General features: G+C 64.3%; 10 protein-coding genes and 1 pseudogene. 3 read left to right on the top strand and 8 right to left on the bottom strand.

The features are described 5' to 3' along the window. Positions 1–36: 36 nt before the first annotated feature. Both CI805_RS02150 and CI805_RS02155 read left to right on the top strand, forming a co-directional pair. Positions 37–1,878, top strand: a complete 1,842-nt coding sequence (locus CI805_RS02150) for a peptide MFS transporter (RefSeq protein WP_260925698.1) — start codon at positions 37–39, stop codon at positions 1,876–1,878. A 123-nt stretch (positions 1,879–2,001) separates the two neighbouring features. Further along, complete coding sequence (locus CI805_RS02155) at positions 2,002–2,454, top strand: GFA family protein (RefSeq protein WP_260925700.1); 453 nt, start codon at positions 2,002–2,004, stop codon at positions 2,452–2,454. A 23-nt stretch (positions 2,455–2,477) separates the two neighbouring features. Here CI805_RS02155 and dxs read toward each other — a convergent pair whose 3' ends face one another. Beyond that, a complete protein-coding gene (gene dxs / locus CI805_RS02160; protein WP_260925702.1) occupies positions 2,478–4,400 on the bottom strand; it encodes a 1-deoxy-D-xylulose-5-phosphate synthase in 1,923 nt (640 codons plus the stop codon). A gap of 148 nt (positions 4,401–4,548) precedes the next feature. On the opposite strand from dxs, the gene CI805_RS02165 reads away from it, so the two are divergent. Next, complete coding sequence (locus CI805_RS02165; protein ID WP_260927711.1) at positions 4,549–5,025, top strand: GNAT family N-acetyltransferase; 477 nt, start codon at positions 4,549–4,551, stop codon at positions 5,023–5,025. 148 nt (positions 5,026–5,173) lie between these two features. Here the strand turns inward: CI805_RS02165 and CI805_RS02170 are convergent, their stop codons facing one another. From CI805_RS02170 to cyoA, 7 genes and pseudogenes are all read right to left on the bottom strand, one after another. Beyond that, on the bottom strand, positions 5,174–5,707 hold the full coding sequence (locus tag CI805_RS02170) for a response regulator transcription factor (protein ID WP_260925704.1): 534 nt from the start codon (positions 5,705–5,707) through the stop codon (positions 5,174–5,176). After that, positions 5,704–7,032, bottom strand: a complete 1,329-nt coding sequence (locus CI805_RS02175) for an ATP-binding protein (RefSeq protein WP_260925706.1) — start codon at positions 7,030–7,032, stop codon at positions 5,704–5,706. The genes CI805_RS02170 and CI805_RS02175 overlap by 4 nt, the downstream gene beginning before the upstream one ends. Continuing rightward, the gene (locus tag CI805_RS02180) at positions 7,020–7,724 is read right to left on the bottom strand and encodes an SURF1 family protein (RefSeq protein ID WP_260925709.1); all 705 of its coding nucleotides are present in this window, start codon (positions 7,722–7,724) and stop codon (positions 7,020–7,022) included. Before CI805_RS02180 ends, CI805_RS02175 begins: the two co-directional genes overlap by 13 nt. A gap of 66 nt (positions 7,725–7,790) precedes the next feature. Next, positions 7,791–8,198: a cytochrome o ubiquinol oxidase subunit IV gene (cyoD, locus tag CI805_RS02185; protein WP_260925711.1), complete on the bottom strand. Its 408-nt coding sequence runs from the start codon at positions 8,196–8,198 to the stop codon at positions 7,791–7,793. Then, positions 8,195–8,826, bottom strand: a pseudogene (gene cyoC / locus CI805_RS02190) (cytochrome o ubiquinol oxidase subunit III). Before cyoC ends, cyoD begins: the two are co-directional and overlap by 4 nt. A 23-nt stretch (positions 8,827–8,849) precedes the next feature. After that, entirely contained in the window at positions 8,850–10,856 is a 2,007-nt protein-coding gene (gene cyoB / locus CI805_RS02195; protein WP_260925712.1) for a cytochrome o ubiquinol oxidase subunit I, read from the bottom strand. 20 nt (positions 10,857–10,876) lie between these two features. Next, positions 10,877–12,016: a ubiquinol oxidase subunit II gene (cyoA, locus tag CI805_RS02200; RefSeq protein WP_409934918.1), complete on the bottom strand. Its 1,140-nt coding sequence runs from the start codon at positions 12,014–12,016 to the stop codon at positions 10,877–10,879. Positions 12,017–12,154 lie beyond the last annotated feature (138 nt).

Below are 12,154 nucleotides of genomic sequence, written 5' to 3' on the forward strand. Positions count from 1 at the left end.
AACCGCCGACGTGCTACAGGGATGGTGGGACTTCGCATGAAGCCGATGGAAATGTGGAACGAGGGGGACTGGATCGGCGCGATTGCCGCTGTTGCCCTTTTCGTGGTGTTGATGGTGGGCGGCCTGATCGCCGCACGCCGCAGCGAGGAATTCGCAGGCCACCCGCGCGGCCTGTTCGTGCTGTTCTATGCCGAGATGTGGGAACGCTTTTCCTACTACGGCATGCGCGCGCTGCTGATCCTCTACCTCACCAAGTTCTGGCTGTTCGACGATGGCCATGCCAGCCTGATCTACGGCGGCTATACCAGCCTCGTCTACATCACCCCGGTGCTGGGCGGCTATCTGGCTGACCGCTGGCTGGGGCAGCGCAAGGCGGTGCTGTTCGGCGGCATCGTGCTGGCGCTTGGCCACCTGGCCATGGCCTATGAGGGGCTGCACGGGATCACCGATCCCGCCACCAAGCAGGCTGACCCGGCGATCAACGTGTTCTGGCTCGCACTGGCGCTGATCATCGTCGGCTCGGGCTTCCTGAAGGCCAACATCTCGGTCATCGTCGGCCAGCTTTACAAGATCACCGACATCCGCCGCGACAGCGCCTATACGATCTTCTACATGGGCATCAACACCGGCTCGGCGCTCGGCACGATCCTCGTGGGCTATCTGGGCGAGACCATCGGCTGGTCGTGGGGCTTCGGCCTTGCGGGCATCGGCATGGTGCTGGGCATGGTGATCTTCGCCTTCGGCAAACCGGCCCTGCGCGGCAACGGCGAGCCCCCCGTCCCGCTCGCCAAGGCGCGCGAATGGATGCTCTACGGCATCGGCGTGGCCTCTGTCGGCGTGATCTGGCTGCTTATCCAGTACCTCGACGTGATCCAGACCGCGCTGATCGTCTGCGGTATCGCGATGCTGGCCTATACACTGTTCCAGGCCGTGTTCACGCTTCCCTACGGCGGCATTTCCGAGGCACCGCGAGGACGGGTCTACACGATGGCGGCCGGGCTTACCGTGCTGCTGATTTCAGCGCTTGCGCTCTCCACGGGCCGCGTTGAGTCGACCATTGGGTATGGTGGTATTCTCGCCGGCATAGTGATCGCCCTCTACGTCTGTCTGGTGGAAAGCCGGAGCATCCAGCATCATCCCCGCGATCGCCTATATGCCGTCATCTTCCTCGTCCTGCTCAACCCGATCTTCTGGGGGCTCTATGAGCAGGCGGGCGGCTCGCTCAGCCTCTATACCGACAAGTTCGTCGATCGCGGCGGGGTGCCGACCAGCCTGTTCCAGTCGATCAACCCGATCTACATCGTGCTGTTCGGTCCGGTCTTCGCAGGGCTGTGGCAGTGGCTCGCCAGGCGCGGCTGGGAGCCTTCGGCGCCTGCCAAGTTTGGCTACGCGCTGATCCAGGTCGGCCTCGGCTTCCTCGTCTTCGTGTGGGGCGCAGGCACCGACAACCCTGCGGTGATGACCTCGGTCGTCTTCGTGTTCCTGATCTACCTGCTGCACACCACCGGCGAGCTGTGCCTCTCGCCGGTCGGCCTTTCCGCCATGACGCGCCTCTCGCCGCTGCATCTGGGCAGCTTCGTGATGGGCGCGTGGTTCTACATGACGGCGGCAGGCAACTTCATCGCCGGCAAGATCGGCGAGGCGACGAGCGGTGCCGGCGGCGAGATGAGCAAGGCCGTCACGCTCCACGTCTATACCCGCATCGGCTGGGTGACGATCGGCATCGCGGTGGTCGTGCTGGCGCTCTCGCCGCTGGTGCGGCGCTGGATGCACCTTGGCACGCTGGGCGCCGGTCAGCCCGACGAGCCGCCGCTCGGCGCGACGGAAGCCGGGCTGGAGGCCAGCGAGGCAGGAATGCACCCGGTCACAAAGCACTGACAAACAAAGGCCCGGAGGATCAAACGATCTTCCGGGCCTTTTGCTGTCAGCCGCGCAGGCTCTTGGCGCCATGAACGCAGCCCGCCATACTCCTGCTCCAGCTGAAAAACGGGAGAGCCGACAATGACATCCGACAATCAACAGGGCACCCAGACACCGGATACACATGGAGGGCAATGCCACTGCGGCGCGGTCCGGTTCGAGGCGACCTTGAGCGACGGCTTCCGCTCCATCCGGCGCTGCACCTGCTCCTATTGCCGGATGCGCGGTGCCGTCGCCGTTTCCGCCGAGATGGGCGGCGTGAAGATCATCGAAGGCGAAGACGTGCTGACGAGCTACCGCTTCAACACACGGGAAGCGGAGCACTTCTTCTGTTCACGCTGCGGCATCTACACGCACCATCAGCGCCGCTCGAACCCCAACCAATATGGCGTGAACGTCGCCTGCCTCGACGGCATGAGCCCCTTCGACTTTGCCGAAGTGCCGGTGACGGATGGCATCAATCACACCAGAGACACCGGCAAGCCAGCGCGGCTTGCCGGTGTCCTGCGCTTCATTCCCGAAGAGCCCGCATGACCAGCAGGCTCTGAGGGCCGATTTCAGGCGCGCGCCTCGGCAACGCCGGTGCTGTTGTGGCGCAGCGCCTTGAGCACGGTATCGACGATATTCGGCGCATTGAGGCCCGCCTCGTCGTACTGCGCATCGGGCTTGTCGTGGTCCTGGAACACGTCGGGCAGCCGCATCGTGCGGATCTTGAGGCCCGCATCGGTCAGCCCCTCGTCGCTCGCCATGGTGAGGACATGGGCGCCAAGACCACCGACCGAGCCTTCCTCGATGGTGATGATCACCTCATGGCTCAGCATCAGGCGGCGGATCAGGTCGGTATCGAGCGGCTTGGCGAAGCGCATGTCCGCAACCGTCGTCGAAAGCCCCTTGGCATCGAGCGTGTCGGCGGCCTTGAGCGCTTCGGCCAGACGCGTGCCGAGCGATAGGATCGCCACCTTGGAGCCTTCACGGACCACGCGGCCCTTGCCGATCTCCAGCTGTTCGGGAACCTCGGGAAGCGCCACGCCGACGCCGTTGCCGCGCGGATAGCGGAAGGCGATCGGGCTGCTGTCGTGCTTCGCAGCGGTATGGACCATGTGGACCAGTTCCGCCTCGTCTGCAGCGGCCATCACCACCATGTTGGGCAGCGTAGCGAGATAGGTCACGTCGAACGAACCGGCATGCGTGGCACCATCGGCGCCGACGAGGCCCGCACGGTCGATCGCAAAGCGCACCGGCAGGTTCTGGAGCGCCACATCGTGCACCACCTGATCGAAGGCGCGCTGGAGGAAGGTCGAGTAGATCGCGCAGAACGGGCGCATCCCTTGCGCCGCAAGCCCTGCCGCGAACGTCACCGCGTGCTGTTCGGCAATGCCGACATCGAAGCTGCGATCGGGGAAGGTCTGCGCGAACTTGTCGAGCCCGGTGCCGGACGGCATCGCCGCAGTGATCGCGCAGATCGTCGGATCGACCATGGCTTCGGCCAGCAGCGCCTTGGCGAAGGTGCCGGTGTAGCTGGGCGGACCAGCAGGCGCCTTGGCCTGTTCCCCGGTGATGACGTCGAACTTCTGGACGCCGTGATACTTGTCCGCCGCCTGTTCGGCGGGGCCGTAGCCCTTGCCCTTCTGCGTCACGACATGGACGAGGATCGGGCCTTCGCCCGCATCGCGCACGTTTTCGAGCACAGGCACCAGCGAATCGAGGTCATGCCCGTCGATCGGGCCGACGTAGTAGAAGCCCAGTTCCTCGAACAGCGTGCCGCCCATGGCCATACCGCGCGCGAACGATTCGGTCTTGCGCGCCGCCGTGTGCAGCGGGCGCGGCAGGCGGCGGGCGAATTTGCGCGCGAGTTCGCGCAGACCCAGGAACTTGCCGGAAGACACCAGACGCGCGAGGTAGGACGAAAGCCCACCGACCGGCGGCGCGATCGACATGTCGTTGTCGTTGAGGATCACGACAAGGCGGTTTCCGGCGGCCTCGGCGTTGTTCATCGCCTCGTAGGCCATCCCTGCGCTCATCGCGCCGTCGCCGATCACGGCGATGCCGCGCCCCGGCTTGCCCGCGATCTTGTTCGCCACGGCAAACCCCAGCGCTGCCGAAATCGAGGTCGAACTGTGCGCGGTGCCGAAGGGATCGTATTCGCTTTCCGAACGCTTGGTGAAGCCCGAAAGTCCTCCGCCCTGACGCAGCGTGCGGATACGGTCACGGCGACCGGTCAGGATCTTGTGCGGGTAGGCCTGATGGCCGACGTCCCAGATCAGCCGGTCGGCAGGCGTGTTGAAAACGTAGTGGATGGCAACGGTCAGCTCGACCACGCCAAGGCCCGAGCCGAGGTGGCCGCCGGTGTGTCCGACGGCAGAGATCGTCTCTGCACGCAGTTCATCGGCGAGCTGGCGCAATTGTGCGGGCTTGAGCCTGCGCAGGTCATCCGGAGTATCAACGGTATCGAGCAGCGGGGTTGCCGGTTTTTCAGCCATCCAGCGGCCTTACACGCTTGGCTGGGCGGTGTCGATTATGACATGGCGGCATCATTCAAGACCTGAGGAAAGATCCGTGGCCCCTTCCAAGACACAGCCCGTCATCCGTACCGCCCTGCCCGAAGACCTGCCGCGCCTTTCGCAGATCATGGACGCGGCCATCGCGCACCTGCAGGGCGATTTCCTGTCCCCCGAACAGATCGAATCGAGCAAGGCCGTCATGGGCCTCGACCGCCAGCTGGTGGAAGACCGAACCTATTTCGCGGCGGAGATCGACGGCCAGATCGTCGGCTGCGGTGGCTGGAGCCGTCGCGCGACTCTTTATGGCGGCGATCACTCGGCAGGCCTTCGCGAACCGCGCCTGCTCGATCCAGCCACCGAAGCCGCGCGTGTGCGGGCGATGTACACCGATCCCGCGTGGGTCCGGCGCGGTATCGGTAGCGCCCTGCTCGCGCACTGCGAGGCAGCCGCGAAAGCCGAGGGCTTCACCTCGTGCGAACTGATGGGAACGGCGGCGGGCATTCCGCTCTACAAGGTCAGCGGATACGAAGCCATCGAGCATATCGAGGATGCGCGCGGCGGAGCGCCCGTCCCGCTTATCCGCATGCGCAAACCGCTCGCGTAACGGCCTTAGGCTTGATCGACATTCAGACGATGGCGAGCCGAAAAGGGTGATTTTCGAGACCCGGAGCGCAGCGTACTTTCTTTACGTGAGTACCGGAAGCTTGGGAAATCGCCACTTGCAGGCCGTCAGGGCTGAATGTCGATCGGCCCTAGACCTGCCGCTTCTCGAGCTTGCGCGCCAGCGTGCGGCGATGCATTCCGAGCCGACGCGCCGCCTCGGAGATGTTGAAGTCGCACTCGGCCAGGACCTGGTGGATATATTCCCATTCCAGCGTCTTGATCGAGCTGCGCCGCCCTTCGACCGGAACGGCGGTGTTGCCCTCCCGCATGCCGAAGGCCTGTTCGATATCATCGGTGTTCGAAGGCTTCGCCAGATAGTGCGAGGCCCCCAGCTTGATCGCTTCGACGGCGGTGGCGATGCTGGCAAAGCCGGTCAGCACAACGATGCGCGTTTCCGGGTCATGGGCGTGCAGCATCTCGACACAAGTGAGGCCCGACGCGGCGCCCAGCTTGAGATCGACCACGGCGAAATCGAAGCTTCCGGTTTCCAGCAGCCGCGCGGCCTCGTCCGGGCTCGCCGCCGTGGAGACCACGTATCCGCGCCGCTCGAAGGAGCGCGCCAGAGTGCGCGCCAGCGTGGCGTCGTCCTCGATGATGAGAAGGCGGGGTTTGTCGTCGGTCATGTCTTGCGCCTCTGCGCCTCTGCGGGTTGCCATGCAATGGCTTCAAGCGGAATCGTGAGCCGTACTTGCGCACCACCCTCTGCGCGATTTGCAACCGCCAGTCGGCCGCCGAGCGTGCGCAGGACGTTGGCCGTCAGGAACAGGCCCACGCCGCGCCCCTCCGATCCCTTGGTCGAGATGTAAGGCTGGCCGATCCGCCCGATCACCGATGCCGAAAAGCCCGGCCCGCGATCCTCCACCGTGATCACGAGATCGCCCAGCCCTTCGGTCCCTTCGCGCACCGCCGCCATCCGCACATAGGCAGGCGAGGCCTCCAGCGCGTTGTCCAGCACGTTGCCGATCACCTGCTGGAGGCCCGGATCGGAAATCACGTCGAGATCCTCGCCAAGGCCGTCCTCGTACAGGAAGATGCCACCGGCGCGCGGGCGCCATTCCGTGACGATATCGCCCAGCAAGGAACGCAGTCCCTCGACCTGCGGGTCTTCGCCGCGAAGCTCACCGGCGGACATCAGGATGCTGCCAACCACCGCCTTGCAGCGCTGGAGTTCGCGCTGCATGTCGGCGATGTCGGCCAGAAGGTCCGGCTCCTGGGCGATGGCCGGAATGCGGCTCCAGTCTCCGAGCACGACCGAGAGCGAGGACAGCGGGGTGCCCAGTTCATGCGCCGCGCCCGATGCGAGCAGGCCCATGCGCACGATATGCGCCTCCTCGGTCGCCTGCTGGCGCAGCTTCGACAGTTCGCGCTCGCTGGTTCGGCGGTTGCGATTAAGCTGGCCGACGAACACGACCAGCAACACGGCTGACAGCAGGAAGCACAGCAGGCTGCCGACAAGGTAGAGCCCGAAAGGCTCGTTTGCGTGCGTGTTCGGGAAATCCAGCGGTACGTGCGCGAAGAGCAGCAGCAGCATGCACAGGCTGGTGTTCACCGCCACCAGAACCGACCAGCGCGCCTCGAGGATGATCGCGCCGATGACGATCTGCAGCAGGAACAGTGTGGTGAAAGGGTTCGTCGCGCCGCCGGAATGATAGAGCTGCCAGCACAGCGCCTCGACGTCGATCGTCAGCGCGGCATAGAGTTCCCCTTGCGAGAACCGGTGGCGACGATTGAGCAGCGCGATGCTGCCCAAGTTGACGAGGATCAGCACCACCGGCGCCGCCAGCAGCGGCACCAGCGGCAGCCGAACGTCGAGCACGGTCTCCACGAGCAGGATGGTGACGAGTTGCCCCGCCACCGCCAGCCAGCGCAGCCACATCAGGAGTTCGACGTTGCTCCAGCTCAGCGCTTCGCTGCGCGCCGCGCGAAAAGGCCGCGTCAGGCGGACCACGGCTCACGCCGGCGCCAGATCACGACAATGCCGGCGAGCGATAGCGCAGCCATGGCAAACCACGTGAGCAGGTAGGAAAGATGGCTGTTGGGGAATGAAATCACGGTCAGACCGGGAACCGGGCCTGCGCCCTTGGCCGGAACCGGCGTCTGCGCATCGACGAAGGCCGGATCGACCGCGCCGACCTTGTGGGCAATCGCCATCGCCAGCACATCGCGGGAATACCAGCGGTCCTGCGCCGGACGGTTGGATTGCAGCAGGCTGCCCTTGGGCTCGTTCGAGCGGAGCAGGCCGACAACCTCAACCTTATCGTTCGGCACGGCGAGCAACGCACTGTCCGGCTTGGTGCCGTCGGGGACGAACCCGCGATTGACGTAGATCTTGCGGTCGCCGTCGAGCAGCATCGGCGTCATCACCCAGTATCCGCGCCCCAGATCGGTGGAGGCAAGCGCCAGCGCGGTTCCTGACGCGTCATAGATCCCGGAAAAGCGAACGCGAAGATAGTCGATGCTGTCGCTATCGTCGCTGGCTGCTGCCGCATCGAGGGCCGCGCTGGGCGGCAGGGCGACGGGGGCTGCATGAACGCGGGCGTCGACCCGGGCGATCAGGGCTTCCTTCCAGGCGAGCCGGTGGACCTGCCAGATACCCAGGGCGACGAAAACGCAGGCGGCCAGCAGCAAGAGGACTGTCAAAGCCCAGGGCCGCCTGCGTGTTGGAGTGGTCATTGGTGCGAACTTGGTCGGTAGGAACCCGCCCGATCAGGGCAGGTTCTGGGCCTGCTTCGCCATGTCCGCCATCGACGGCATCATGTTGGTGTTCAGGTGCCACATGACCCACAGCGAACCCGACAGCGCAATCGCCACGATCACCACCGTGAAGATCATCGCCATGAACGTCCAGCCGCCTTCCGACTTAGTGTTCATGTGCAGGAAGTAGATCATGTGAACGACGATCTGCACCACGGCGAAGGCAGTGATGACCAGCGCCGTCGTGGTGTGGTTCGAGATCGCCCCGCTGCCCACCAGCCAGAACGGGATGGCCGTAAGGATCACCGAGAGGACAAAGCCGATCATGTAGGACCCGAAAGTCCCGTGGCTGGCACCGCCGTGGTGATCGTCGTGACCATGGCCGTGGCCATGGTCGTGCGAGTCGTGGTGCGCGCTCATCGCAGCATTCCCATCAGATAGACAAAGGTGAAGACGCCGATCCAGATGACGTCGAGGAAGTGCCAGAACATGCTGAGGCACATCAGGCGGCGCTTGTTCGCGGGATCAGGCCCTTCTTCACGACCTGGACCATCAGCGTGCACAGCCAGACGAGGCCGCAGGTGACGTGAAGGCCGTGGGTGCCCACCAGCGAGAAGAACGAGGTCAGGAAGGCCGAACGCTCGGGCGTGGCGCCTTCGTGGATCAGCCCTGCGAACTCGTGCAGCTCGATGCCGACGAACGAGGCACCGAACAGGCCGGTGATCGCCAGCCAGGCCAGCGTCTGGCCCTGCTTGTCCTTCTCCATGGCGAGCATGGCGAAGCCGTAGGTGATCGACGAAAGCAGCAGCATCGTGGTGTTGATCGCCACGAGCGGCAGCTCGAACAGATCGTGCGGGCCGGGCCCGGCGGCATAGTTGCCGCCGAGAACGCCGTAAGCTGCAAAGAGCATCGCGAAGATGAGACAGTCGCTCATCAGGTAGAGCCAGAAGCCGAGCGACGTGCTGGCGCCCTCTTCGTGGTGATGCTCTTCCAGCTCGTAGTAGGCAGCCGTCAGCTGCGCCGGATCGAGGCCCGCATGCGGGTTCATCTGGGTTGCAGTGCTCATGGTGCTCAAGCTCCCAGCGCCGCCAGCTGGCGGTCACGTGCCTGCTCGGTCTCTTCGACCTCGCTGGCCGGGATATGATAGTCCCGATTGTAGTTGAAGGTGTGGAAGATCGCGTAGCCGATGGTCGCCGCGAACGAGACCGCAGCCAGCCACCAGATGAACCAGATCATCGCGAAACCGAACACCGTAGCGAAACCGGCCAGAATGATCCCGGCGCCCGTGTTCTTGGGCATATGGATCGGCAGGTAGCCCGAGGTCGGACGTGCCACGCCGTTGCGCTTCATGTCGTCCCACGCGTCACGATCGTGAATGATCGGGGTGAACGCGAAGTTGTAGGCCGGCGGCGGCGAGCTGGTCGACCACTCGAGCGTGCGACCGCCCCAGGGATCGCCACTGACGTCCTTGAGTTCCTCGCGCTTCCAGATCGACACGGCGAACTGGATGATCATCGCGGCGATGCCGGCAGCGATCACGAAGGCACCGATGGCGGCGACGACGAACCAGATCTGCAGCGACGGATCGTCGAACACGCGCATGCGGCGGGTGACGCCCATCAGGCCCAGGACGTAGAGCGGCATGAACGCCAGGTAGAAGCCGACAACCCAGCACCAGAAGCTGACAAGGCCCCAGAACTTGTTGAGCTTGAACCCGAAGGCCTTCGGCCACCAGAAGTTGATGCCGGCGAACACACCGAACACCACGCCGCCGATGATCACGTTATGGAAGTGCGCGATCAGGAACAGCGAGTTGTGGAGCACGAAGTCGGCAGGCGGAACGGCGAGCAGAACGCCGGTCATGCCACCGATGGTGAAGGTGATCATGAACGCCACGGTCCACAGCATCGGCAGCTCGAAACGGATGCGGCCACGATACATCGTGAACAGCCAGTTGAAGAGCTTCGCGCCGGTCGGGATCGAGATCACCATCGTGGTGATGCCAAAGAACGAGTTGACGCTCGCGCCCGAACCCATGGTGAAGAAGTGGTGCAGCCACACGAGGTAGGACAGCAGCATGATGACGACGGTGGCGTAGACCATCGACGAGTAGCCGAACAGACGCTTGCCCGAGAACGTCGAGGTGACTTCCGAGAACACGCCGAACAGCGGCAGGATGAGGATGTAGACCTCGGGGTGGCCCCAGATCCAGATCAGGTTCACGTACATCATCGGGTTGCCGCCGAAGTCGTTCGTGAAGAAGTCGAAACCGACGTAGCGGTCGAGCGTGAGCATCGCCAGAACCGCGGTCAGGACCGGGAAGGCGGCGACGATCAGGATGTTGGTGCAAAGCGCGGTCCAGGTGAAGATCGGCATACGCATCAGGGTCATGCCCGGTGCGCGCATCTTCACGATGGTTGCGATCAGGTTGACGCCGGACAGCAGCGTGCCGATGCCCGCGATCTGCAGCGACCAGATCCAGTAGTCCACGCCGACCCACGGGCTGTAGGCCAGGTTCGACAGCGGCGGATAGGCCAGCCAGCCGGTCATCGCGAATTCACCGATGAACAGCGAAGCCATCACCAGAACCGCACCGGCCGTCGTCATCCAGAAGCTGAAGTTGTTCAGGAACGGGAACGAGACGTCGCGCGCACCGATCTGGAGCGGCACCACATAGTTCATCAGACCCGTCACGAACGGCATCGCCGCGAAGAAGATCATGATGACGCCGTGCGCCGTGAAGACCTGATCGTAGTGGTAGGCCGGCAGATAGCCTTCCGAACCGTTGAACGCGATCGCCTGCTGGAGACGCATCATGATCGCATCGGAGAAGCCGCGCAGGAACATCACCAATCCGAGGATGATGTACATGATGCCGATCTTCTTGTGATCGATGCTGGTGAGCCACTCTTTCCAGAGATAGCCCCACAGCTTGAAATAGGTCACGGCCGCGACAAGCGCGATGCCGCCCAGTGCGACAACCATGAAGGTGACCTGGACAATCGCCTCGGTGGGAAGGGCATCCCACCATAGGCGGCCCAGTAACGGGCTCCAGTGATTATGTACTACGGTTTCCATGAATACGGTCCTGGGTCAGGTCAGGAAGGATTGCGCGAGGCAGCCGCGGCGTCGGTCTTTGCAGACTCGGCCATGGCGGTCTCGGAACGGCGTTCGGCGGCAGCGCTACGCAGCGACTGGCCGGGCACCGAGAGACCGGCACCGGTAAGCGGGCGCAGGCTGGCAGGTGCGGCGACCGAATTGTCGGCCACTTCGCCCGGCTTGTCCTTGCACAGGGCGCGCACCCAGGCGAGCTCCTGCTGCGCCTTGGCGAGCGTGGCGGGATCGTTGGCACCGGCGCGCTCGTGGTTCAGCATCGCGACGTTATGAACGCCTGCCTTGCCGAGACCACCGCGCTGGTCGATCATCATCATCTCGCTCTCGCACATCTTGCCGGGCTCGACGCACCTGTTGACGATCGCGTTGTAGAGGTCGGCGTCGACCTTGCCGTAATGGATCACGGGCACCTTCTCGCTCGGCTTGGCGAGATCGATATAGGCGGTGCGGTCAAGCGACTGCCCCTGCACGCCCTTGGCCCACGACTGGAAGTCCGCATCCGAAACCGAGTGCGTCTTGAAGCGCATGTAGGGGAAGCCCGCGCCCGAGTAGTTGGCCGAGAAGCCCTCGAACGTGCCGGTGCGGTTGAACGCGCCGTGCAGCTGCGTCTCCATGCCCGGCATCGCGTAGATCTGGCCGGCAAGGGCAGGAATATAGAAGGAGTTCATCACGTTCGAAGCAGTGATGCGGAACGCGATCTCGCGGCCTTCGGGAACGACCAGTTCGTTCACCGTGGCGATGCCCTGCTCGGGATAGATAAAGAGCCACTTCCAGTCGAGCGCGACGACATCCACCTCAAGCGGCTTGGCATTCGCGGCGACCGGGGTCGATGCGTCGATGCGGCCAAGCTTGCGGTAGGGGTCGAGCATGTGCGAGCCGACCCAGGTCAGCGCGCCAAGGCAGATGATGATGAGCAGCGGCGCGGCCCAGATCACCAGTTCGAGCTGGGTCGAGTGCTCCCAGTGGGGATCGTACTTGGCAGCCTTGTTCGAGGCGCGATAGCGCCAGGCGAACAGAACCGTCAGCGCGATCACCGGAAGAATGATGATCAACATCAACAGGGTGGAGATGACCACCATGTCGCCCTGCTGCTGGGCGACATCGCCCGCGGGATGCAGAACCACCGTGTTACATCCGCCCAGGGCGAGGGCGGACGTTGCGACCAGGGTCGCAAACAGCGGCTGCAGGCGGAAGGATCGCAGGGCGCGACTGCCCCTGCTCGAGTCTGAAGTGCGCATGGCGGTCGGCTACGCCGGTGCTGC

The sequence above is a fragment of the Novosphingobium sp. 9 genome, from assembly GCF_025340265.1.
Classification (GTDB): Bacteria; Pseudomonadota; Alphaproteobacteria; order Sphingomonadales; family Sphingomonadaceae; genus Novosphingobium.

Excerpts from the sequence above, each read along its gene's own strand:
- CI805_RS02150 (WP_260925698.1), top strand. The coding sequence starts at position 37 with ATGAAGCCGATGGAAATGTGGAACGAGGGGGACTGGATCGGCGCGATT.
- CI805_RS02155 (WP_260925700.1), top strand. The coding sequence starts at position 2,002 with ATGACATCCGACAATCAACAGGGCACCCAGACACCGGATACACATGGA.
- dxs (WP_260925702.1), bottom strand. The coding sequence starts at position 4,400 with ATGGCTGAAAAACCGGCAACCCCGCTGCTCGATACCGTTGATACTCCG.
- CI805_RS02165 (WP_260927711.1), top strand. The coding sequence starts at position 4,549 with ATGGACGCGGCCATCGCGCACCTGCAGGGCGATTTCCTGTCCCCCGAA.
- CI805_RS02170 (WP_260925704.1), bottom strand. The coding sequence starts at position 5,707 with ATGACCGACGACAAACCCCGCCTTCTCATCATCGAGGACGACGCCACG.
- cyoD (WP_260925711.1), bottom strand. The coding sequence starts at position 8,198 with ATGAGCGCGCACCACGACTCGCACGACCATGGCCACGGCCATGGTCAC.
- cyoB (WP_260925712.1), bottom strand. The coding sequence starts at position 10,856 with ATGGAAACCGTAGTACATAATCACTGGAGCCCGTTACTGGGCCGCCTA.